We start from the raw sequence: 22,287 nt of genomic DNA on the forward strand, positions 1-22,287 counted from the left end.
TATGCAGAACCAGACAGTGCAGCACCAGAGCCTGGCACCGATGGGCGAGAACTACGAACTGCAGGCTGTGTTGGGAGGCCGCCGCCAACGAGCAGTCGTGACGGAAATCGCCGCCAGCCTGCGGGCCCTCGAAATCGACGGCATCGCCCTCCTGCAGGACTACCCCGCCGCGGCCGGACCGCCGTCGTGCGCGGGCTGGGTCCTGGTGCCATGGCCCAACCGGGTGGCGGACGGAAAGTGGACCTACGACGGCGTCCCGCAGCAACTGGAGATCACGGAACCCGTCAACGGCAACGCCCTGCACGGGCTGCTGTCCGGCGCCGCATACAGGGTCGCGCACCGGTCGGCGGACAGCATCACGCTGGCGGCCGATGTCGCACCCGCACCGGGCTACCCCTTTGAACTCGCGACGGCGGTCCACTACCAACTCGCGGAGGACGGGCTTCTTGTCACCCACAGCCTGACGAATACGGGCAGCCGGGCAGCCCCGGTGGCCGTCGGGGCGCACCCGTTCCTCAGGCTGGGCGCTGTGCCCACGGAAGACCTGACGCTGTTCATCAATGCCGACACGCACATCGAGGTCGATGAGCGGCTGAACCCGACCGGTGCCACCGCAGCCGTCCGCGGGACCCGGCACGACTTCCGGGCAGGGCAACGTGTGGGCGACGTCACCCTCGATGATGCGTGGAGCGACGTCTGCCGGGAACCGGACGGCAGCTCGCTTCACTATCTGGAAGCCCCGGACGGCAGCCAGGTGCAACTGTTCATGGATGCGTCCTTCGGCTATGTCCAGGCCTTCACGACCCGCATTTTCCCAACCGACGGCGGCCTGGTCACAGCGGTGGCGGTGGAGCCCATGACGGCCCCGGCCGATGCCTTGAACAGCGGCAAAGGACTGCGCTGGCTGGCCCCCGGCGAGACGTGGCGTCTCAGCTGGGGTATCCGCTACCAGCTGCCCTGAGAGGCCCGGCGAGTTCGCCGGAAGCCTGCGAGCTCGCCGGAATGTTCCGGCGACTGGGCAGGTTTCCGGCGAACTCGCCGGGTGCGGGCCCGCTACCCGCGTCTCCGGTTCCGGGCCTGCGCGTCCTTCCCGAACCAGGCGCTGACCAGCAGCCACACGGACCACATCAGGATCAGGACAATCCCGGCCAGCGTGGGAGTGGTGTTCGCCGAGGAGAAGCCTTCGGCCCCGACAATCCAGCCCTGGGCAATGTACGCCAACCCGGAGAGCGCCATGAGATAGCCGATCAGCGCGGAGACGCGGCGTGCCCCGACAACCACGGCACCGGTCAGGAGCAGGGCCGCGCCCAGCACGAAGCTCTGGTAGCTGCGCATGCCCCACTCCAGCCACCGGATGCCCTCGGCGGTCGCAAACCGGGCGGTTTTCTCCGGCTCCGCGGCGGCAGCCCAGGCGTCCACGGCGTGCTTGAGGGCAACCCCGTCGACGGCCTGGAGGGAGGCATACAGTGCCAGTGCGGCGACCGCTGCCACCGCACCGAAGAGGGCCGCCCAGGCCAAGGCTCCGTCCGGCGCTTTCAGGACCACCAGCAGGACCAGCAGCCCGGAGATGAGAAGCGCCATGCCAGCGAACTGCCCCAAGTGGACGGCAGTCCAGATGCCGCTGCGGGCGTACTCCGCGAACGTCGCCGGATGGTCGTTCGCGGTGGCCGTATCGGCATGGAGCAGCCCGGCAATCACCGACACCGCGAAGCCGGCAAACGCCAGCGTGGCGGCAAGGCGCAACGGGCCACGGGGCGGTGACGGGCGCCCCGACTCGGCCGAAGCCGCCGGCCGCGGGCTGTGGCCGTCTTGTGTTCCGAACTTCTTCATGGGCATCGCCCGCTTCGTGCCGACGTGCAGGTTCGCAGTGTGTGCGCCTAAGCGCAGGCTACCCCGATTGCCCGCGCGAGGCCACGGCACGTTGCAGCGGCAATTGCCTGGGCCTCCTGATAGCGGCCGTTGCGTAATGCCAGCACTCAAGGAGGGGCGGGCACGGAACCGCCACAGCCGACTTTTTCGGACTTTGGTATTGCGCCCGGTCCGCCGATCATCCACACTGGCTACAGATCCGCAGGAGATTGCTTCCGCCGATCCAGCCCGCCAGACACTTCGGCCGGCCACCGCCCCATTAGAGAATGTCGGGCAACCCCTCTGGAACCACCGCTTTCCGCCTCCCCGGGTATGCCCGGACCCCGGAAACCCGTGCCCGCTGAGGACCCCGGCACATCCCGCCTAGAAAGAGACCACGATGATCAAGCGCCACTCGGACGTCGTCCTGGAAATCACCGCCCACGACCCGGATACCGTCGAAAACGACCTGAACGCCGCCGTAGAGATCGCCCGCGAACACGCCATGAAGGAATGCCGCCACGGCATCCTCGTTACCCAGCACGGATACACCAGCTACACCGTCGCTGTAAGCCGCGATGTCCCGTACGGACAGACGCTCGAACGGCGTGAAGAGCCGGCGAGCTCATAGACGGAGACTGGTCCGTGCCGCTGAGGTTCACCAAACCGGCTCACAGCGCAGGATCGCTCTCTGGGAGTTCAGCGTGCGGACGGGCACTGTCATGAGATGGTCATGCTGAGCCTGCGCGGGGATGAGGGCTTCGATCGCGCCCATATCGTGCGACGCTAGTTGCATGGATCTGGAGATATCGCCTGCGCTCACGATTCCCGCGCCGGAATTGCGTTGGCGGTTCTCGCGTTCGTCCGGGCCAGGCGGTCAACACGTCAATACCTCGGACAGCCGCGTCGAACTCTCGTGGAACGTCGCCGCCTCGGCGGCGCTTTCGGACGGCCAACGGCTGATGCTGGTCACGCGTCTCGGACCGCGCCTCATCACCGGGGTGATCACCGTGACCGCCTCCGAGCGGCGCTCCCAGCTGCGCAATCGCGAGATCGCCCTGGCCAAGCTCGCCGACCTCGTGGCAGAGGGTCTTGCTCCCGATGCTGCCCGACGCCGGGCGACCAAACCGACCAGGGGCTCGAACCGCCGGCGCCTCGCCGCAAAGGAACGGCGGGCGGCGACGAAACAGCAACGAAAGCGGCCGTCCCTCGATTAGCGCCGGCCAGTCGAGAGCGAGCGGTTCCCGGTCATGAGCGGGCCGCCGTGGGGTGGGCGCCGTTAACGTGCCCGGAGGCAGTCATGGCCGTGTACTCGATCCGCTCCGAGCGGCCCGTGTGCAGGGAGCGGGTGGCGGCCTCCGCGATGGCCTGGGCCTTGAGCCCGTCGTCGAGCGAGGGCGTCAGGGTCGTTCCGCCTTCCACCGCGGCGACGAAGTGGGCCAGGGCGGCGGCGTAGGTGGGCTGGACGCGTTCGAACCAGCCGGGGTGCAGCCCGTCGTCCACCACCTGACCTGCGCGGTACCTGGACACGGCTCCGGTGCGGCGGCGTCCTGCCTCGACCAGGCCCGCGGAGCCCATGACCTCGATCCGCTCGTCGTAGCCGTAGCCCGTGCGCCGGACGCTGTCGATCTGTACCAGCGCACCGGTGGGCAGCCGGAGCGTGACCGCGGAGGTGTCGACGTCGTCGTACTCGGCCAGGCGGGGATCGGACAGGGCGGAGCCGACGGCGAAAACGTCCACCGGGTCCAGCCCGGTGAGCCAGCGGGCGAGGTCGAAGAAGTGCACGGTCTGGTCTCGCATCTGGCCGCCTGATGTGGCGATGTACGACAGCGGCGGCAGGGCCGGCCCGCGGGTGGTGAGCTGGAGGAGTTCGACGTCGCCGATCTCACCGGCGTCGATGACCCGCTTAAGTTCGGCATAGTCGCGGTCGAAGCGGCGGTTGAAGTCGACCATGACCGGGACGGCGCGGCCGGCTGCGTGGGCGGCGGCCTCCCGGGCCCGGTCAAGGTCCAGGTCAATCGGCTTCTCGCACAATACGGCCAGCCCGGCGTCGGCGGCGCGGACCAAGTGCTGGGCGTGGGTGTCGGTGGAGGAGGCGATGAAGACCGCGTCAATTTGTTCGGGGTCGAACACCTCGTCCAGGTCCCGGGCGGTGCGGGTTCCGTGCGTGTCAGCCAGGGCCTTGGCTCGGTTCTGGTCGATGTCATAGGCGCGGGAAAATTCGACGCCGGGATGGGCGGCGAGGTTGGCGGCGTGAACGGAACCGATGAAACCGGCCCCCAGGAGGGCGAAGCGCAGCACGTCAGCCTCCTGTCTCGGGGCGGGCCGGCTTCGGCGACTGTGGTGCACTCATAACAATTCCTCACTGCTGGACAAACACTATTGGACAACCACTTGGACCGGTCCATAATGGACTTTGTCGGTGACGCTCGTCAACCCCTTATGCTGGGACGGCATCCAGAGGAGGAGCGCCATGAACCACCCGCCGGCCCCCGGCCAACCGCCCCGCCGGCCCACCATCCGCGACGTCGCCGAGCGCGCCGGGGTGTCCAAATCCCTCGTGTCCCTGGTGCTGGGCGGATCCTCCAACGTCGGCGCCGGCCGCCGGCAGGCCGTCCTGGACGCGATGGCCGAGCTCGACTACAGGCCTAACCAGCTTGCCCGCGGGCTTTCCAGCCCGCACAGCGGCACTGTCGGCGTGCTGCTCAACGACCTCCGGAATCCCTGGTTTGTCGAACTCCTCGAGGGCCTGAGCGCGACGCTGCACGCAGCCGGCGTCTCCCCCGTCCTCGTCGATTCCTACACCGACCACCGGGTGGGCCGCCGTTCCGTGGAAACCCTGCTGGAGCAGCGCATCGACGGCATTGTGGTGGTCGGCACCACCTCAGAGGAAGCCGCCCTGGAGGCCGCCATCGCCAGTGTGCCGGTGGTCCTCGCCGGCACCCGGGAGCCCGCCCTGCCCGGAGCGGACATCGTGGTTGACGACGACGCCTCCGGTGCCCGCCAGGCGGCCGAGCACCTCATCGCCCTCGGGCACCGGCGCATCGCCCACCTTCAGGGCCCCGGCGAGATCGGCCGGCTGCGACGGGCCGGCTACGAGGATGCGATGCGGGATGCCGGGCTGGATCCCTGGGTCGTGGCCGGCGGCATGAGTGAGGAAAGCGGATCCGACGCCGCCCACCGCCTGCTCGCCGGACCGGAGCGGCCCACCGCGATTTTCGCCTTCAACGACCTCGCCTGCATCGGCGCGCTCTCAGCGGCCGCCGACCAGGGCCTCACGGTACCGGGCGACCTCTCGCTGGTCGGATACGACAACACGTACCTCGCCCGCATACGCCACTTGTCCCTGACCTCGGTGGACAACGGCAACTTCGCCGTGGGCCTGCAGGCGGGGAAGTTCATCCTGGAACGGCGGGAAACCCGGGATCTTCCGCAGCGCCTGTACCTCGTTCCAACGCAGCTTGTGGTCCGGGGCTCCACCGGGCACGCCCCGGACAGCGCTTAGCCAGAGCCGGTTAGCCGGCCCCGTTCCAGAGTCGCCGCCACCAGGACTGCTTTGGTTCCGGCTCGGGCGGGTCAGCGGTGGCCGCGGCAGCCCGGCGGCCCCGCCAGCGGTCCAGTTCGACGTCGACGTCGCGCGTTTTGGTGATCACCGGCGGCCCGCCCTGCAGCTGCCGCCGGGCATCGATGACCCGGGCGTTGAAGTCCTCCACGATCTCGCGCACCTGCTTTTCGCTGAACTGGGCATCCAGACGGGCATCCAGCTCGGCGTCCTCGGTGCGGAGCAGGATCGCCTTCGGGCCCAGGCCGGAGATGTTCTCCCGCTGGATCAGGCCCTTGACCCACCAGTCGGGGTCATACGCCTCCCCCAACCCCGGAATAGGTTTGCCGGCATATTTGAGGTTGTCGAACTTGCCCTGCGCCATGGCGTCCCGGATCAGGTACTCGGCCTTCGCGGCGTCGTCGATCTTGGCGCGCTTTTGCCGGAGCTCCTCCTCGGCGGCGTTGAGCGCATCGTTCTCCTGGGCGGTGCTGCCCGAGGCCCGGACGCTACGAAGTTCCGCGGCGCGCTCCACGCGGCGCCGGAACACGCTGTTTGAACCGCTCACCCCACTGCTCATCAGCCACCACCGTCCTCGCCTGCCGGCATCGCGGATCTGCCCTTCCAGTATGAGGAACAGGCGGGCGGGGGCAAAGGGGTGTCCCCGCCGAGACGGGAACCTTACGCCCCCGTAACCCCGTGTTAACCCGCCCGTGCGAGGCTGGGGACTTCGGCCAAACTAAGCATCCTTCCCATCCTTCCTGCACAGCAAATCCCGAGGAGTTCCAGCCGTGAACAGCCAAGAGCACAGTGCATCCGGAAACCCCCAGCCCACCAGTCGCGAGGAAGCAACCGAGGCGCTCAGCAGCACCCACGTCACACATGTCCGGGAAGACGTGGCCATGGCCGGACGGTGCGCCAACGTCCACCTACCCACCGGGCGCACCTGCTCGCTGCCCGTGCGTCATCCGGGCTCATGCAACTTCGTCGGGCCCGAGGACGCGAACAACCTGGCAGCGCACTGATTCACAGACGAAGCCGCTTTGAACGAAGTGGCGGGCCCTAACAGAGCCCGATGGACCGCGGCGCCTCCCGCACGGCACCCCAGACGCAGTATTGTCCAAGGATTGCGGACAACCCGGCCAAAAACACCGCCGCGCGGCTACGCTGATCGGACATTGAGCACCGGATCTAGCTGAGGGAGATCACGTGCCTCGTGAAGATCTGCGGCTGCGCGCCGAGAGCGCACCGGCTGAACCACTCTCCGCCGGAAGAACATCCGCTGCGCCACGGCCCGTACCACTTGATGCCACCGCGCTGGCCCGTGCCGGCATTGCCGGCTGGGCCGCGCGTCTGGGACCTCCCGGACCGGAGGCGCCCCGTTCCCGGCGGCTGGCCCATGTGGGCGGTGTCGCGGCCATCGCAGCCCTCGTCCTGTACCTGGCGTGGCGTGTCCTGTTCACGATGCCGTCGGGTGAATGGAACCTGACCATCGCCTGGATTCTGGTGACCTTCGAGGCCCTGCCGCTGGCCGGCCTCATCCTGAAGGCGTGGTCCGTGTGGAACATCGACAGCCATCCCCCGGCGCCCGTGACGGAGGCCCCGAACGGCATGCGGGTTGCGGTGCTGATCCCCACGTACAACGAGCCCATCGAGGTTCTGACGCCCACGGTCGCCGCCGCCTGCGAGCTGGCCCCGGCGCATGAGACGTGGGTTCTCGACGACGGCGACCGGCCCTGGGTCGAGGAAATGTGCATCGCCTATGGTGCCCGGTACGTCGGCCGGGCCGTCCACGACCACGCCAAGGCCGGCAACATGAACCACGCCCTGGGCCTGATGGCCGCCGAAAAGGCCGCGGGCGGCCCCGGCATCGACATCATCGCCGTCCTGGACTGCGACCACGTCCCGCTGCCCACATTCCTCACCGCCACCTTGGGCTGGTTCGAAGACCCCGAGATCGCCCTGATCCAGGGCCCGCAGTCCTTCTACAACGGCGGCGCGTTCGACGACGACGGCATCACCGGGGAGCAGGGCACCTTCTTCAACGTCCTCATGGCGTCCCGCAACGTTCCCGACGCCGGGCCGTTCTGGTGCGGGTCGACGTCGTTGTTGCGACTGAGCGCCCTGGAAGAGGTGGGCGGCGTGGCGACCGAGACGATTACCGAGGACATGCACACCACGCTCAAACTCGTCCGGCGCGGCTGGCGGACCGTCTACCACCACCAGACGCTCGCCGTCGGGCTCGCACCGGCGACGCCTGACCAGTACCTGCTGCAGCGCCGGCGCTGGGGCATGGGCGCGATGCAGATCCTCGTCCACGAGAAACTGTGGGCGGCGAAGGGCTGGATGTCGTGGCGGAATTACCACGAGTACCTCAACGGCACGCTGTGGTGGCTGGAGGGCATCGCCACGCTGGTGGCTTTCCTGATTCCGGTAGTGATCATGCTGTCCGGGGCACAGACCTCCACCGCCGGCCCGCTGCTCTTCACCGGGGTCTTCCTGGTCATGTTCACCGTGCGCCTCTGGGGGTCAAAGCAGCTCATGCGCAACGAAATCCACTGGCCCACGGCCTTCGCCCTGCGGATCTTCCGCGTCCCGGTAGGCCTCGCGTGCATCTGGTGGCTCATGTCCCGGAACATCCTGGAGTTCCAGGTGACGCCCAAGGGCGCCGCCGACCTCCGGCTCCGGGGCCGGACGCCGAGAATCCTGATCGTGATGGTTGTCCTCATCGCCGCGGTGATTCTGTACGCGGCGGCCGGACTGGCCGGGCTGGTGCCCTGGCGCACGACGCCCGGTTCCACGGTGGCATCCGGTGCCTGGCTGGTGCTCGCCGGCGCGGTCCTGGTTCTCGGGACGCGGCGGATCCGGGCTGCCGAATTCGCCACGTCCCGCCGCAACGCCTACCGGATGGAGGTGGCCGCGCCGGTGGAAGCCGAGGGCGCCGGCGGAGAGCTGCTGGACATTTCGGTCGGTGGCGCTGCGGTTCGTTTCCCGCGCGGAACGCTGCCGGCCTCGGGACTGGTCACGCTCCGGCTGCCGGAGGCCGCGCCGGTCCGGCTGTAGGTCATCCGCATCACCGGGCAGCCGGACGGAACCGAGATCGCGTCCCTGCGGGCGGCCGACGACGACTGGGCCACGTACCGTGCCCTCTCGTTGTGGATCTTCCACACGCCCGCAGGGGCGCTGCCTGATTTCCCGCCCGGCGTCCCGGCCGCGGCGTCGCTGCGGGGCCGCTGAGGGTCACCGACAGCTGCCGCCTCAGGCCCCTTCGAGGCAGAGGATGAAGCCGGGGAACACGTGCCGGCCGGGGCGTCCGCCTACCTCGGCGATGGCCCGGCGGATCTCCCGGAGTTGCTCGACGGTCATCTGCAGCGGTGGTTCGTCGGGCTGGTACGTGGTGAAGACCGGATAGTCGACGCCGGGCTGCCGCGACATTTCGATGTGGCAGCCCAGGACGTGGGTGACGGGGTGGGTGCTGCAGAACCCGATCAGCCGGTCGATGGTGCGGACAAACGCGGGCCAGTCCTGGATGTACAGCCGGCCGGGATAGACCGTGTCCCCGGTGAGGAGGAACCCGGTGTGGGGATCGTAGAACGTGACCGCCGCGTTGTGGTGCCCCGGGCTGGGCCAGCACTGCAGGACGCGGCCGCCCAGATCCACCTGCGCCGGCTCCACGTCTGCCGGCGAAGCGCCGCCGCCAAACCCGCCGCCGCCGTCGTCGCCGGTATTGCCGGAAGCGCCGGTGAATCCGAAGAATTCCCACGCACTGTCCCGGTCCGCGTCCACAAGGGCGGTGCCGGGACGGCCGGCGAACTGGGCGTCCCCCGCAACATGGTCGCCATGCGGATGCGTATGGAGGACAAGGAGCCGGTAGCCGTCACGGGGATGAGCGGCAAGCCAGGTTTCCATGAGGCCGTCGACAACGCGGCGCAGGGGGAAAAAGTCCGGGGATGCGGTGGCGCCGGTATCGATGAGCACGGCCCGGGCGCTGCCGAACAGCAGGAAGATGAACGGCGCCTCATAGTTGACCGCCATGTTCTGGCGCAGGATGAAGGTGTGCTCGTCGTAGGCATGGACCTGGATGTCCGGGTCCGCGTTGTGCTTCGCGGATTCTGATCCGTGGATCCAGGAAACGTCCAGATCACCGGAACGGGCGTGGCCTGCGGTGAAGTCAATGAGCTCCGGGGGCGTCTCCATGCGTTCTCCTGTGTGCGTCAGTGCTAGCGGCGGTGCGGCGGACGTCAGGTCCGCAATGACGCACCAACACTCCATGATGACCGGTCCCTTTCCGGTCCTCAAACCCCGTCGATTGCTCCGTAGATGCCCTTTTGAGGAGTGATTACGGCACTTACGGAGCAAACGATGGGGTGGTGTTGGCTTTGGGCTGCATGGGGTGCGCCTCTCGCCGACAAATAACCACAAATTACCGGTAACGCGGAGTAGGTCCCCCGCCTTGGTCCGCAGACCTAAAACTGGCTGCGTAATTTAGGATATTTTCTATACTTTTGGCGAGGGCGGCTGGATAGCATGAGGTGTCCGGACAAAGCAGTCCGGGCGGGTGCCGATGTCAGAAGGAAGCCCATGGCCGCAGCTACAGTGGACGACATCCTCGCGGATCTCCCCCTCGGTTTCGCCAGCCTGATGCTTCGGCCGTCCCGCACGGACGCGGCGATCGAACGCTTTCTAATCGTTGACGCCGACGACGAGACCTCCGACGGCGGGTCTGCGTTTGTCCTGCTGATCGGCGTGCGCGGACGCTCCGCCTTGCCGGCGGTGCGGCGCCTCTTGAAAAGCCCTCCACTGGTCCTGGCGGTCAAGGGCAGCCACGAGGAACTGGCGGAAGCGGAAGAGCTGCTGCGCGCCGCCGGAACCGGGCTGCTGCTGGTGGACCCGGCGGCAGACTGGGACCGCCTGCTGTCCATCGCCAAGGACAGGATCCAGCCGCCCAGCTACCAGAGCGAAGTACTGACCCTGCTCGAGGAAGACCTCTTCGCCATCGCCCAGACCACGGCCCGCCTGACCTCCAGCCACGTGGTGATCGAGGACGCCGCCAACAAGGTCCTGGCGTACTCCACGGTCACCAACGCCATTGACGAGCTGCGCAAGGCCTCGATTCTGGCCCGGCGCGGCCCGCGCAAGTACGAACTTCTACTCAAGGACCTCGGGGCCTACCGTGAGCTGCACCGGACCCGCCTGCCGGTCCGGGTGCCTGCCCGGCCTCAGGATGGCCTGCGGGAGCGCGTTGCCATCAGCCTGTTCGCCGGCGACCGCATCATGGGCTACATATGGCTCCAGGAAACCGGCGGCGGCTTCGGCGACGACGTCGACTACGTGCTCACGGGCTCAGCCGCGCGGGCCTCCGCCGAGCTGATCCGGTACCGCAACCAGCAGTCCGTGCACATGCGCGAGGACCGGATCGTGCGCCTCCTTTCGGGTCCCGCCGAGGCTGCGGCGAGCGCACACAGCGAGAAAATCCCTGCGGACCGTCCCGCGGCCCTGATCCTGATTGGCCTCTCGGCATCCGAAGCCCAGGAGAACGACGCCGCACTCAAACACGGCGAGCTGGCCAACCTCGCTTCAATCCATGCGGCCGCCTACAAGCCCTCAGCCATCGTGGGACAGTTTCGTGGCGACACCGCCGTGATCCTTCCCGGACTCCAGTCCGCCAACGCCGGCGCTGGGCTGCGGAGCCTGGCCGAGGCAATCGTCAAGGACGCCACCAAGCACCTCGGCATCAGCACCTTTGCCGCCGTCGGACCCACGGTCGCCGACCTGCTCTCCCTCCATTCCGTGACCGGAATATCCGAGGCCCTGCTGGGCTGCATGCGCCGGTCCGGCGAAGCCCCGGTGGCCGAGGTGGACGACTTCGAAGCCGAGATCCTCTTCCACGACGCCGTGGAGAACTTTACGACGGCGGCCTTCCGGCACCGCAGCCTTTGGGCCCTGCTCCGCGAAGACGCGGAACTTGCCGAAACCCTGCGGGCCTTCTTCGACGCTTCCCTGGACGTGGCCGAGTGCGCCAAGCGGATGCAGCTACATAAGAACACCGTCTACTACCGGATCGGCAAGGTCAGCCGGATCACCGGGCTGGACCTCGGCAATCCCCGCCATTCACTGGTCGCCCTGCTTCATGTTCAGGAGTGGGCCGGCACGCAGAAGGAGCACCTGGGCAAGAAATGATGACAGCACTCGATTCGCCGCCGCTTGGCCTAGTACTGGATGACATTGTCCGCAGCCACCGGCCCCGGACGGAAGCGGGGTCAGTTCCCGCAAACATTCCCCACCTGCAGTCCCCGCCGTTCGACCGTTTCGGCATCGCAGTTGCCACGACGTCCGGGGAAGTGTTCAGTTCCGGCGACGCCGGTCTTCCGTTCTCCATCCAGAGCATCTCCAAGGTCTTCACCTTGGCGATGGCCCTCAGCGCCGATGACTCCGGCTCGTTGTGGTCCAGGGTCCTGCGCGAGCCGTCAGGGACGTCCTTCAACTCCCTGGTCCAGCTTGAAGTCGAGCACGGGGTCCCGCGGAACCCCTTCATCAACTCCGGCGCCCTGGTGGTCACCGACCATCTGATGGAAAGATCTCCGGACGCCGCCGCTCAGGTCCTGCGTTTCCTCACCGGCCAGGTCGGTCAACCGGGTCCTTTCATCGACGAGATCGCCGCAAGGAGTGAACTCTCCAGCAGCAGCCGCAACCTGGCCCTCGCCCACTTCCTGAAGGAATTCGGCAACCTGCGGCGGCCCGCACAGGCAGTGGTCGAGAACTACGTCAGGCAGTGCTCAATCATGATGACCTGCGTGGAGGTGGCCAAGGCAGGTCTTTTCCTCGCGCAGGATGGTCGCGGAGCGCAGGGCGCGGTGATCTCCAGGAGCGAGGCCAAGCGCATCGGCTCCATCATGCTGACCTGCGGCATGTATGACGCAGCCGGCGAGTTTGCCTACCGCGTGGGACTTCCGGGGAAAAGCGGTGTGGGCGGCGGCATCTTGGCGATCGTCCCCGGCGAGTGCGCCATCTGCGTCTGGAGCCCGCGGCTGGATTCCAAGGGAAATTCCCTGGCAGGCACGGCGGCTCTCGCTGACCTGTCCGACCGCACCGGGTGGTCGATCTTCTGATCTGACGCCTGGCTGTACCCCACAACCTCCCTCCAGAACCCATTTAGATCTCTGACAGATCGAAAGGAACACCCATGCCCAACAACCCCAATGACGAGGTTGGCTTGTACCAGGCTGATGGTGGCCACGCCCACGCTTCGGATGCCTTGATCCATGCGGAGGACTCGGGATACCACAAGAGCCTGAAGCCCCGGCAGATCCAGATGATCGCGATCGGCGGCGCCATCGGAACCGGCCTGTTCCTGGGCGCCGGCGGCCGGCTCAACGCGGCCGGCCCGTCACTGGTCATCGCCTACGCCGTCTGCGGCTTCTTCGCGTTCCTGATCCTGCGCGCCCTGGGGGAACTGGTGCTGCACCGGCCCTCGTCAGGATCGTTCGTGTCCTACGCCCGCGAATTCTACGGAGAGAAAGCCGCGTTCATCTCCGGCTGGTTCTACTGGATCAACTGGGCCACCACCACCATCGTGGACATCACCGCCGTGGCCCTCTACATGAACTTCTTCGGCAAATATATCCCCTGGATGGGGGCCGTACCGCAGTGGGCGTGGGCGCTGATCGCCCTCGTCGTGGTCCTCTGCCTCAACCTCGTCTCCGTCAAGGTGTTCGGCGAGCTCGAGTTCTGGTTCGCCCTGATCAAAGTCGCGGCCCTCGTCGCGTTCCTGCTGATCGGCACCTACTTCGTCATGTTCGGAACCCCCGTGGAAGGCCAGGAAGTCGGCTTCAGTCTCATCACCGACAACGGCGGCATCTTCCCCAACGGCCTGCTGCCCATGATCATCCTCATGCAGGGCGTGCTATTCGCCTACGCCTCGATCGAACTGATCGGCACCGCCGCCGGCGAAACCAAGAACCCCGAAAGGATCATGCCCAAGGCCATCAACTCCGTGGTCTTCCGCATCGCCGTCTTCTACGTCGGCTCGGTCATTCTGCTCGCCCTGCTGCTGCCCTACACCTCGTACGAAAAAGGCGTCAGCCCGTTTGTGACGTTCTTCGGATCCATTGGTATCCAGGGCGTGGACGTCATCATGAACCTCGTGGTCCTCACGGCCGCCCTGTCCTCGCTGAACGCCGGCCTGTACTCCACCGGCCGCATCCTGCGCTCCATGTCAGTGGCCGGATCCGCCCCGAAGTTCGCCCAGCGGATGAACAAGGCCGGTGTCCCCTATGGCGGCATCGCCATCACCGCCGGAGTCTCCCTCCTCGGGGTCCCGCTGAACTACCTGGTCCCCGGCCAGGCGTTCGAGATCGTCCTGAACGTCGCCTCCGTAGGCATCGTCGTCACCTGGGCCACGATCGTGCTCTGCCAGATCCAGCTCAAACGATGGGCAGACAAAGGCTGGCTTGAGCGCCCCTCTTTCCGGATGGTCGGCGCCCCCTACACCGGGTACCTCTCCCTGGTGTTCCTGCTCGGCGTGCTCGTCATGGTCTTCATCGACTCCCCGCTCACGCTGCTGGTGACCTTGGTCGCCTGCGCCCTGATGGTAGGCGGCTGGTACGCCTGCCGGAAACAGATCCACGACATCGCCGAAACCCGCGACGGCTTCACGGGCGCCGCGCCAGTGCTGGCCAGCCGGACCCCAATCCGCTAATCGAACATCCTGTTGCCGACCGGTCACACAACCCGACATACAACCTGAAAGCCTCCATGAAGCCACGAAACCCGCTCAGTCCCGGCCGAACTAGCACGCTGCAGGAACTCGACCCGCCAGCCGCAAACACAGGCAAGCCGCCGGCGTCGAACGACAGTTGCGAAGACGGCTGCTTCTTCTGCACCGGACCGGAAACAGACTAGGCATCAGCAACCGCTCCGCTGAGTTCAGCGGACATGCCATGCCCGCCAACAACCCAAGAAGACAAGTAGTGATGAAAACGGAGTCTGCACCCACCATGACCGCAACCGACACCCACCCAGTTGAAGGCGACACCATCAAAACCCTACAGACGGTCCCAGGGGCTATCCTGGATAACCTCAACGGCGCCAGCACCCTCAAGTCCGCCGGCCACGTGATTGTAGATTCGCTCGTGGCGCACGGGGTGGAACGCACCTTCGTTGTCCCGGGGGAAAGCTTCCTGGACGTCCTCGACGGGCTGCACGGCTCGGACATCGAGACCGTGGTCTGCCGGCACGAGGGCGGCGCCGCCTACATGGCCGAGGCCGACGGCAAGATGAACCAGCGTCCCGGCGTCGCCATGGTCACCCGCGGACCCGGGGCAGCGAACGCCCACGTGGGCCTGCATACCGCTTGGCAGGACTCCACCCCGATGCTGCTCTTTGTCGGCCTGATTCCGTTCGCGCACCGGGACCGCGAGGCGTTCCAGGAGTTCGACATCAAGGCGTGGTTCGACACGGGGGCCAAACGCGTGATGGTCCTCGACCACCCCGAGCGGGCCTCCGAGATTGTCGCGGAGGCAATGTTCGCGGCCATGAGCGGCCGTCCCGGGCCAGTGGTGGTGGGTCTGCCGGAGGACATCATCCGCGCACAGATTGATCCGGCCCTGCACCCGCCCATCCCGGTGGCCGCAGGCGGGATGAGCACTTCGGATGCCGGCGCCCTCGCCGAAGCCCTGGCACAGTCCAAGAAGCCGCTCTTCGTCACCGGCGGGAACGACTGGACCCAGGAAGCAGCCGGGGAGCTCACCCGGTGGCTGGAAAAGCACCACATCCCTGCCGCGGCGGAATGGCGCACGCAGGGGACCGTCTCCTCCGACTCCCCCAGCTATGTGGGACCGATCGGCTACGGCCGGCCCCGCCCCACGTACGACCTACTGGAGGAAACCGATCTGCTCGTTTTCGTCGGGACGGTCCCGGGGGACGTGATCACGGACGGCTTCGTCTGCCGGCAGGACTGGAACAAGAAGAACTTCCTGGTCACCATCGATCCCTCGCTGCGCGGCCGCTCCGGCCCGGTCTCCCGCCAGATCCTGGCCAAGCCGGAGGCTTTCGTCCGGGATCTGGTGAACATCGACTTGCCCGTCAAGGAAGAGTGGAAGGCGTGGACGGCCCGGATGCGCGCCGAGCAGCAGTCCTTCGCCAGCCTGCCGCCGTCGACACCCGGCAACGGTCCCGCAAAAATGGACACCTTGATGGCGAACCTCGTGCCGCTGCTGCCGGAGGACGCCATGGTGACGTTCGGGGCGGGCGAGCACACCAACTGGGCGCACCGGTATTTCCCCACCCGGTGCTACGCCTCGATGATCAGCGCCCGCAATGGCTCCATGGGCTACTCGGTGCCCTCGGCCATCGCCGCCTCGCTGGCCAGCCCGGAGCGCCGCGTGGTCACCATCGCCGGCGACGGGGAATTCCTGATGAACGGCCAGGAGCTCGCCACGGCCGCCCAGTACGGAGCCACACCGCTCATCATCGTGATGGACAACCAGGAGTACGGCACCATCCGCACGCACCAGGAACGCCACTACCCGTCCCGCGTATCGGGGACGCAGCTGAAGAACCCCGACTTCGGCATGATGGCCCGGGCGTTCGGCGGTTTCGGCATCACGGTGACCGAGGATCAGGACGTCCCGGCCGCCCTGGAGGCTGCGCTGACCGCCATCGACCAGGACGGCGTGTTCGCCCTCGTCCACCTCGTCGTCGAACAGCGGGTCAAGGCATACTAGATCGCGCCAGTAATACCTGGTTGCTCTATCAGTCCTGGTCGTCATTCCGCGTCCGTGACCGCCAGGACTGATAGAGCAACGGGTGGTAGCGTCGACCCGCCTCGAGGCTACTCCCCCGTCTCGCCGTCCAAGGCCTCGCGAAGGAGGTCGGCGTGGCCGTTGTGCCGGGCATACTCCTCGATCATGTGGCACAGGATCCAGCGCAGGCTCGGCGCCGACCCGTCCGGCCACGGGCGCCGGGCCAATTGGTCCAGGCCACCGCCGGCCAGGGCCTCCGCGACACTGATCCGGGACCGGTCCACGGCATCCTGCCACAGGGTCCGCAACTGGTCCGGGGTGTCCCCGGCGGCGGTTTCCCACTCCCAGTCCGGGTTGGCCTTCCAATCCACGGTGTCGAACGGGGCCTCCCGGTCCCGGGCGTGCAGGGAATGGGAAAACCATGCGCCCTCCACGTAGGCCATGTGCTTCAGCAGCCCGCCCAGCGTCATCGATGAGGCAGCGGTAGTGGCCCCGAAGCCGGCGGCGTCCAGTCCGGCGCACTTCCACGCCAGCGTGGCCCGCTGAAAGTCCAGGAATCCCAGGAGGGTCGCGGCTTCGTCGCCTGCTAGGGGAGGTTCCGGGCGGCCCTGCTCGTCAACAATTGTCATGCGCGTGAGTCTAGCGGCGCGGCCTCCGGCGGCCTCGTGGCGCGCCGGTGCAGCCCACCCGCCCCGCCGGCCTCGCGCTCGGCCTCGAACTCGCCGGAATCTCTCCCCTTCGCCGGGAAAGTACGGCGAGCCGGGACGCTTCCGGCGACTTCGACGGCGGCAGTCTAGCCCGGCGTAACAGCACCCGCCACGGCCGGCCGCCCGGAAGGCCGCGGCACCCGCACGAACCGCCTGGCGCGCCGGCGGATGACGTACTCGGCCACCACAACGTTGATCACCCAAGCCGACCCCAGGAGCACTGCCCGTGTCGGCTCGTCGGGCGGGCCGACCAGCAGGATCCACGGCAGGCCCGTCAGCGCCTGCGTTCCGGCGGCGACGCCGATCGCGTAGCCCCGGGTCATCCACGCGCCGTGCCGCACGAAGTCCCGGCGCACAACCGCGGCGATTCCGAGGGCGATGCTCGCCGCCATGGCCGAGCCGAAGACGATTCGCAGGACGAAAAGTGCGGGCCCGTCGCCGGGCGGCAGCGGATAAAAGAGGGTCATCCACAAACCGGACAGGGCGGCCAGCAGGCCCGCGGGTGCCAGGACGCGGCCGGCCACCCGGTGCCAGCCGCGGCGGCCCCGCAGTGCGGGGAGGAACTGGAACGCCCCGAGCAGGCTGTAGGTGGTGACGCTGAGAATGTGCGTCACCACGGGCACGGGCGAGGCGAAGAACCTGGCGTTCTGGGCCGTGACGACGGCTCCGCCCGTCAGTTCCGTCAGCCGCGCCGCACCCGCGATCACCGGAATGAGGCTGAGAAGGATCAATCCGGCAGGCACGGGCCACTGGGGGCGGCGGCGGACGCGGGGAACGGGGGCGCTGCTGGCATGTGTTGTCACGGCGTAGTCCTTGGCTGGGATGGCTGGCGGCGGTAGTACGTGAGCGGGGTGTACGGCGTACACCTGATGCGGCCACGCTAGGTGTACGCCGTACACTTGTCAATAGGGAACCGTTAGGGAAAGGTGGCCGGATGACCCAGCAAGCGGAGCGCACGCGCCGGATACCGTTGAGCCGTGACCGCGTCCTGGCTGCCGCCGTCGCGCTGGCCGATGAGGTAGGGATCGAGGCGCTGAGCATGCGCCGGCTGGCGCAGGAACTCGGCGTCGTGCCGATGGCGCTCTACAAGCACGTGGCCAACAAGGAGGAACTCCTCGATGGCATGGTGGACGCCCTCGTCAGCGAGATCGATCCTCCCGTCCGCGATGCCGGCTGGAAGGACGCCGTGCGCCTGCGGGTGCTCTCGGCGCGGCGGGCACTCCTGATGCACCCGTGGGGCCGGCAGGTCCTGGAGTCGCGCACCAACAAGACGCCGGCGGTCCTTGGCTACATGGACTCGTTCATCGGCATGTTCCTGGCGGGAGGCTTCTCCGTGGACCTGACCCATCACGTCATGCATGCCCTCGGCAGCCGCATGTGGGGGTTCACCCAGGAGCTGTTCGACGACTCCGCCGGCGGAAGCGCGGAGGCGCCGCCCGCCGTACCGCCGGAGGCACAGGCCGCCATGTTCCGGGAGATGGCCGAGCGTTATCCGAACATCCTGAAGGTCGCCACGGCCTCCGCGCACACGGACTCCGCGGTGGGACAGGGATGCGATGACCAGTTCGAGTTCGAGTTCGCCCTCGACCTGCTCCTGGACGGCTTTGAGCGGCTTCACCGGCAGCGCTGGACGTCCGCTTCAGCAAGGACGTCGACGCCGGAATAGGCGTCGACGCCGGCACCGCCCTAGCTGCCGCCTACTCCTCCAGGAACCGCAGCAGGTAGGGGACAGCGGTCCGCATCGCCCGCAGGTCCCCGCCGCTCGCGGCCAGCTCGCCAAGATAATCGCCGTGGCTGCCGGGCACGATCATGAGGCGTGCCCCCGGAATGACGCGGGCCATGCGCACGGAATGCTCTGCGCTGATGACGTCGCGGTCGGCGCTCAGCACCAGGGTGCGGGCCGTGATGCGCTGCAGGTCAGCGTCCGGCCAGCCGACGAAAGTCAGGATCCGCTGGCGGTCCAGCTCGAACATCCGCTCAAGGTGTCCGGGCTCCGGATTGAGCCGGCGGTCCGCGTCCTTGTATACCTCCGGCATCTCATCGAGGGTGGCCTTCGCCATGCCGTCCCAGAACTCGTCGCTGACGGCGTCCCGGCTAACGAAGGTGGAGGCGGCAATCAGGCACCGCACAGAGGCCGGATGCCGCATGGCCAGCGCCAGCGCGGTGTGGCCTCCGGCGCTGAAGCCGAGCACGTCCACGGTGTCGACGTTGAGTTCGTCCATCACGGCTTTGACGTCGTCGGCCGAGTTTTCGGCGGTGAGCGGCCGGCCGGTCGCCGCGGTCCGCCCGTGGCCTTCCTCATCGACGGCGATCACCTGCAGGCTTTCGGCCAGCAGCGCCGGGATGAGGCCGGCGAAGTTGGTCTCGATGCTCGAGCCTCCGCCGGGAATCAGCAGCAGCGGGGGCTCTCCGGCACGCGGGTGGCCATGGACCTCGTAGTACATGCGGAGGTCGCCGTTCGCCGCGTAACCGTGCGTGCATGCCACAGGGCATATTACCGCCGCACGTACCGGGCTGAACAGGGGCTTGGCGAACGACGGCGGGAGATTCCCGCCGTCGTCCGCTTGCGTTGCAGGTCAGGCGTTGACGGACTCGGCAAGGATCGCGTCGACCTGGCCCAGGGCCTCCCCCATGCCCTCTTCCATGCCCATGGCAACAATCTTCTCCATCTGCTCCTCCGCCTCGAACGTGGACAGGATGGTCATTCGGGTGCGGTCGCCGATTGGCTCCAGCGTCACAACACCGTGGATGGTCCCCATGTCCGCCACGGGGTCGCCGTTGTCGTCCGCGAAACCGTCGTCGAACTCCAAGCGGTGCGGGGCCTCGATCGTCACGAACCGCCACCAGCCGCGGGCCTTCTCCCCCTCGGGTCCCGTCATGAAGTAGCTGGCTGCACCGCCCGGGACAAACTCGTGCTTCTCGAAGGTTGCCGGCCATGTGGGAGGCCCCCACCAGCGCTCGAGCAGGCGCGGGTCTTCCCAGATTTGCCAGACGCGCCCAACTCCGGCGTCGAACTCGGCGACTATGGTGAGGCTCAGCGCCTCAAGATTCTTGACTGAACTGATAACCGTCATGACGAACCTTTCCTATCCTTCAGTTTTTCCTTCAGTTTTGTTGCTTTGCGTGTTCCTGGTTTGCCTGGTGCCTGTCTGTGTCCTGCCAGGTTCTGCTGTGGCTGTTTCGGCGAGAAGGTCTGCGATCCGGTCGGCGCGCTGCCGCCAGATGACCTCATACTCGTCCAGCAGGCGGCGGGCCCGCTGCAGTCCGTCGTGGTTGGCCCGCACAATCTGCTCCCTTCCCCGCTTCTCCTTGGAGACAAGGGAAGCGCGTTCCAGCACCGCCACGTGTTTCTGGACGGCTGCGAAACTCATGGCGTAGAGGGCAGCGAGCCCGGAGACCGAGTACGCGCCCATTGTCACGCGCCGCACGATGTCCCGGCGGGTCGTATCGGCGAACGCTTGGAACAGGCGGTCAAGTTCTTCGTCGCTGAGCTGGGCCTGGAGCTGATCTACAACCATTTGGTTGTAGAATAGTCGGGACGCTCGGGCGTGTCAATGGGCGGCGGAACTGTCCCGAATGGCCCTGACGCTGCGCGGCATTGAGCCGATGTGCCGGCTGTGCGGCGAGCGTAGAGTGAGCCCATGAAGCGTGTGGTGATCGACCGCTTCGGCGGCCCCGAGGTCCTAAAGGTAATGGAGGTCGACGATCCCCGGCCAGGTCCGGGCGAAGTCCGCGTCAAAGTCCTGGCATCGGGTGTCTCGTTCACCGACACCCAGCTGCGGGTCGGCACGTATCTCGGCGGGCCGAAGCCGCCGTTCACGCCCGGCTACGAGCTCGTCGGCATCGTTGATGAGCTCGGGCCCGGCTGCTCGCGGGTACGAATGGGAGACCGAATCGGCGCGCTGACGGTGTGGGGAGCCAACGCCGAGCGCGTCTGCGTGCCGGAGGTGTACGCCGTCGCGGTGCCCGAGGACCTCGACCCGGCCGAGGTTGTGAGCCTCGTCTTCCCCTACATGACCGCATACCAGCTGCTTCACCGCACGGCCAAGGCGAAGTCCGGGGAGAGCGTTCTGGTTCACGGCGCGGCCGGCAGGGTAGGCACCGCCGTCCTCGAGCTCGGAGCGCTGGCAGGCCTTCGTCTCTACGGGACCGCTTCCGGCCCGGACTGTGAGGCGGTGGAGCGGCTGGGCGCGGTGGCGATCGACTATCACAACGAGGACTTCCTGGCCCGGGTGCGCGGGCTCACCGGCGACGGCGTGGACGTTGCCCTCGACGGGCTCGGCGGACCGTTGTCGCTGCGCTCCTTCCGCGCACTGCGGCCCGGCGGACGGCTGGTCGTGTTCGGCCGCTACGCCACCATCACGCGGGGGCGCAAGAACTGGCCCGGGGTGATCGCCTGGTATGCGGCAACCGGGAGCGTCGCGGTCTGGGGCGTGCTCTCACCCCGCCGAAAGGTGCTGTCCTACCGCATTCAGAAGTTGCGCATCCACCACCAGGACTGGTTCCAGGCGGACTTCCTCGCGCTGCTCGAGATGCTCCGCCGCGGCGAGATTCACCCGGTGGTGGCCGAGCGTCTGCCGCTTTCCGAGGTTCGTCGCGCCCATGAACTGCTGGGGAGCACCGCGGCGAAAGGGAAGATCGTGCTCGTGCCCTAAGCCGGCATGGCCGCCGCCGCGGCACTACGCGCACGGCCTACGGCCGACCGTCGAGTTCGCCGGAAACCCGCGAGCTCGCCGGAAGGTTGCGGCGAGCCCGCACGTGTCCGGCGAATTCGCGCGCCGCCCCGCCGCGCCGCAGTCCGCAGCCCCGCCGCCCCTGTGACCATCGGCGTGCCCGGGCCGGCGATGAAGGATAGTTTGGAGGCATGACGGCAAGTTACAGGTACGACGTCGAGGTCCTGCACCTCCTCGTCTCGCCGGCGCACGCCTACTTCGGCCGCTCACGGGATGGCGCGGCCCAGGTCCCCACCGCAGACGCGGACCGCGTCGAACTGGTGGCCGGCAAGGGCATCGTCGGCGACCGGTTCTTCGGCAAGGCCGCCCACATGGACGCCGCCGTCACCCTCCTCTCGATCGAGGCCCTCGAAGCGATGGCCGCAGAGCTGGGAGCCGAGCCCTTCGACCCGCTCCTGACCCGGCGCAATGTTGTCCTCAGGGGCGCACACCTCGCTCCCCTGCTCGGCGAAGAGTTCGCGCTGGAATCGAGAGGGGACGTGGTCCGGCTCCGGGCCGGACGGCCAGCCCACCCCTGCGCCTGGATGGACCGGATGCTCGCCCCGGGTGCCCACGCCGCCATGCGCGGGCGGGGAGGCGTGCGCTGCCAACCGCTCTCCAACGGCATCCTGAGTCGCGGGCCGGCCGTGTTGGTCAGCCCGGTGCCGCTCGAGCCCGGGCAGGCCGGCATCGCCACGCTGCTGCGCCCGTCGCGGCTGCCCTAGCCCACACGCGCC

22 protein-coding genes are annotated in these 22,287 nt (G+C 67.6%); 13 read left to right on the forward strand and 9 right to left on the reverse strand.

Annotation, left to right across the window (positions count from 1 at the left end; genetic code table 11):
* The first annotated feature begins 1 nt into the window (after position 1).
* A complete protein-coding gene (locus tag MRBLAR12_RS05410; RefSeq protein WP_364744141.1) occupies positions 2 to 961 on the forward strand; it encodes an aldose 1-epimerase family protein in 960 nt (319 codons plus the stop codon).
* 92 nt (positions 962 to 1,053) lie between these two features.
* On the opposite strand, the gene MRBLAR12_RS05415 is transcribed toward MRBLAR12_RS05410, so the two are convergent.
* The gene (locus tag MRBLAR12_RS05415; RefSeq protein WP_364744144.1) at positions 1,054 to 1,830 is read right to left on the reverse strand and encodes a hypothetical protein; all 777 of its coding nucleotides are present in this window, start codon (positions 1,828 to 1,830) and stop codon (positions 1,054 to 1,056) included.
* Between the two features lie 418 nt (positions 1,831 to 2,248).
* Here MRBLAR12_RS05415 and MRBLAR12_RS05420 point away from each other — a divergent pair, with 418 nt between their 5' ends.
* Together MRBLAR12_RS05420 and arfB are read left to right on the forward strand one after the other, a co-directional pair.
* A complete protein-coding gene (locus MRBLAR12_RS05420; protein ID WP_229996181.1) occupies positions 2,249 to 2,479 on the forward strand; it encodes a hypothetical protein in 231 nt (76 codons plus the stop codon).
* 163 nt (positions 2,480 to 2,642) lie between these two features.
* Positions 2,643 to 3,065: an alternative ribosome rescue aminoacyl-tRNA hydrolase ArfB gene (gene arfB / locus MRBLAR12_RS05425; RefSeq protein WP_364744146.1), complete on the forward strand. Its 423-nt coding sequence runs from the start codon at positions 2,643 to 2,645 to the stop codon at positions 3,063 to 3,065.
* Positions 3,066 to 3,096: 31 nt separating this feature from the next.
* On the opposite strand, the gene MRBLAR12_RS05430 is transcribed toward arfB, so the two are convergent.
* A complete protein-coding gene (locus MRBLAR12_RS05430; RefSeq protein WP_364744149.1) occupies positions 3,097 to 4,149 on the reverse strand; it encodes a Gfo/Idh/MocA family oxidoreductase in 1,053 nt (350 codons plus the stop codon).
* Positions 4,150 to 4,321: 172 nt separating this feature from the next.
* On the opposite strand from MRBLAR12_RS05430, the gene MRBLAR12_RS05435 reads away from it, so the two are divergent.
* Complete coding sequence (locus MRBLAR12_RS05435; protein ID WP_364744152.1) at positions 4,322 to 5,353, forward strand: LacI family DNA-binding transcriptional regulator; 1,032 nt, start codon at positions 4,322 to 4,324, stop codon at positions 5,351 to 5,353.
* 10 nt (positions 5,354 to 5,363) lie between these two features.
* On the opposite strand, the gene MRBLAR12_RS05440 is transcribed toward MRBLAR12_RS05435, so the two are convergent.
* The gene (locus MRBLAR12_RS05440) at positions 5,364 to 5,957 is read right to left on the reverse strand and encodes a DUF1992 domain-containing protein (protein WP_414645466.1); all 594 of its coding nucleotides are present in this window, start codon (positions 5,955 to 5,957) and stop codon (positions 5,364 to 5,366) included.
* A gap of 223 nt (positions 5,958 to 6,180) precedes the next feature.
* On the opposite strand from MRBLAR12_RS05440, the gene MRBLAR12_RS05445 reads away from it, so the two are divergent.
* Both MRBLAR12_RS05445 and MRBLAR12_RS05450 read left to right on the forward strand, forming a co-directional pair.
* Positions 6,181 to 6,414 (forward strand): hypothetical protein, encoded by a 234-nt coding sequence (locus tag MRBLAR12_RS05445; protein ID WP_229995776.1) that lies wholly within the window; start codon positions 6,181 to 6,183, stop codon positions 6,412 to 6,414.
* A gap of 184 nt (positions 6,415 to 6,598) precedes the next feature.
* Positions 6,599 to 8,452, forward strand: coding sequence for a glycosyltransferase family 2 protein (locus tag MRBLAR12_RS05450; RefSeq protein ID WP_364744157.1), 1,854 nt, complete (start codon positions 6,599 to 6,601; stop codon positions 8,450 to 8,452).
* A gap of 195 nt (positions 8,453 to 8,647) precedes the next feature.
* Here the strand turns inward: MRBLAR12_RS05450 and MRBLAR12_RS05455 are convergent, their stop codons facing one another.
* Positions 8,648 to 9,586 (reverse strand): MBL fold metallo-hydrolase, encoded by a 939-nt coding sequence (locus tag MRBLAR12_RS05455; protein WP_364744160.1) that lies wholly within the window; start codon positions 9,584 to 9,586, stop codon positions 8,648 to 8,650.
* Between the two features lie 384 nt (positions 9,587 to 9,970).
* Here MRBLAR12_RS05455 and MRBLAR12_RS05460 point away from each other — a divergent pair, with 384 nt between their 5' ends.
* From MRBLAR12_RS05460 to MRBLAR12_RS05475, 4 genes are all read left to right on the forward strand, one after another.
* Positions 9,971 to 11,569, forward strand: a complete 1,599-nt coding sequence (locus MRBLAR12_RS05460; RefSeq protein ID WP_229995773.1) for a PucR family transcriptional regulator — start codon at positions 9,971 to 9,973, stop codon at positions 11,567 to 11,569.
* Complete coding sequence (locus MRBLAR12_RS05465; protein WP_364744162.1) at positions 11,566 to 12,498, forward strand: glutaminase; 933 nt, start codon at positions 11,566 to 11,568, stop codon at positions 12,496 to 12,498. The genes MRBLAR12_RS05460 and MRBLAR12_RS05465 overlap by 4 nt, the downstream gene beginning before the upstream one ends.
* Positions 12,499 to 12,572: 74 nt before the next feature.
* Positions 12,573 to 14,087, forward strand: coding sequence for an amino acid permease (locus MRBLAR12_RS05470; RefSeq protein WP_364744165.1), 1,515 nt, complete (start codon positions 12,573 to 12,575; stop codon positions 14,085 to 14,087).
* Positions 14,088 to 14,385: 298 nt separating this feature from the next.
* The gene (locus tag MRBLAR12_RS05475) at positions 14,386 to 16,113 is read left to right on the forward strand and encodes a thiamine pyrophosphate-dependent enzyme (RefSeq protein WP_414645467.1); all 1,728 of its coding nucleotides are present in this window, start codon (positions 14,386 to 14,388) and stop codon (positions 16,111 to 16,113) included.
* 107 nt (positions 16,114 to 16,220) lie between these two features.
* On the opposite strand, the gene MRBLAR12_RS05480 is transcribed toward MRBLAR12_RS05475, so the two are convergent.
* Positions 16,221 to 16,760, reverse strand: a complete 540-nt coding sequence (locus MRBLAR12_RS05480) for a DinB family protein (protein ID WP_229995770.1) — start codon at positions 16,758 to 16,760, stop codon at positions 16,221 to 16,223.
* 164 nt (positions 16,761 to 16,924) lie between these two features.
* Positions 16,925 to 17,641 carry a DUF2306 domain-containing protein gene (locus MRBLAR12_RS05485; RefSeq protein WP_229996117.1) on the reverse strand — a complete coding sequence of 239 codons (717 nt, stop codon included), beginning with the start codon at positions 17,639 to 17,641 and terminating at the stop codon, positions 16,925 to 16,927.
* Positions 17,642 to 17,772: 131 nt separating this feature from the next.
* On the opposite strand from MRBLAR12_RS05485, the gene MRBLAR12_RS05490 reads away from it, so the two are divergent.
* Positions 17,773 to 18,504 (forward strand): TetR/AcrR family transcriptional regulator C-terminal domain-containing protein, encoded by a 732-nt coding sequence (locus MRBLAR12_RS05490; protein WP_364744169.1) that lies wholly within the window; start codon positions 17,773 to 17,775, stop codon positions 18,502 to 18,504.
* A 31-nt stretch (positions 18,505 to 18,535) separates the two neighbouring features.
* On the opposite strand, the gene MRBLAR12_RS05495 is transcribed toward MRBLAR12_RS05490, so the two are convergent.
* The 3 genes from MRBLAR12_RS05495 to MRBLAR12_RS05505 form a co-directional block, all read right to left on the reverse strand.
* A complete protein-coding gene (locus MRBLAR12_RS05495) occupies positions 18,536 to 19,324 on the reverse strand; it encodes an alpha/beta fold hydrolase (RefSeq protein ID WP_364744172.1) in 789 nt (262 codons plus the stop codon).
* Positions 19,325 to 19,414: 90 nt separating this feature from the next.
* Positions 19,415 to 19,912 carry an SRPBCC family protein gene (locus MRBLAR12_RS05500; RefSeq protein ID WP_229996114.1) on the reverse strand — a complete coding sequence of 166 codons (498 nt, stop codon included), beginning with the start codon at positions 19,910 to 19,912 and terminating at the stop codon, positions 19,415 to 19,417.
* A 12-nt stretch (positions 19,913 to 19,924) separates the two neighbouring features.
* Positions 19,925 to 20,356 (reverse strand): ArsR/SmtB family transcription factor, encoded by a 432-nt coding sequence (locus tag MRBLAR12_RS05505; protein WP_364744174.1) that lies wholly within the window; start codon positions 20,354 to 20,356, stop codon positions 19,925 to 19,927.
* A 123-nt stretch (positions 20,357 to 20,479) separates the two neighbouring features.
* Between MRBLAR12_RS05505 and MRBLAR12_RS05510 the strand changes: the two genes are divergently transcribed.
* Both MRBLAR12_RS05510 and MRBLAR12_RS05515 read left to right on the forward strand, forming a co-directional pair.
* The gene (locus MRBLAR12_RS05510) at positions 20,480 to 21,493 is read left to right on the forward strand and encodes a medium chain dehydrogenase/reductase family protein (protein ID WP_364744177.1); all 1,014 of its coding nucleotides are present in this window, start codon (positions 20,480 to 20,482) and stop codon (positions 21,491 to 21,493) included.
* 209 nt (positions 21,494 to 21,702) lie between these two features.
* The gene (locus MRBLAR12_RS05515; RefSeq protein ID WP_229996078.1) at positions 21,703 to 22,275 is read left to right on the forward strand and encodes an MOSC domain-containing protein; all 573 of its coding nucleotides are present in this window, start codon (positions 21,703 to 21,705) and stop codon (positions 22,273 to 22,275) included.
* Positions 22,276 to 22,287: the final 12 nt, after the last annotated feature.

The organism is Arthrobacter sp. LAR12-1-1.1, assembly GCF_040676555.1.
In the GTDB taxonomy this organism is placed as follows: domain Bacteria; phylum Actinomycetota; class Actinomycetes; order Actinomycetales; family Micrococcaceae; genus Arthrobacter.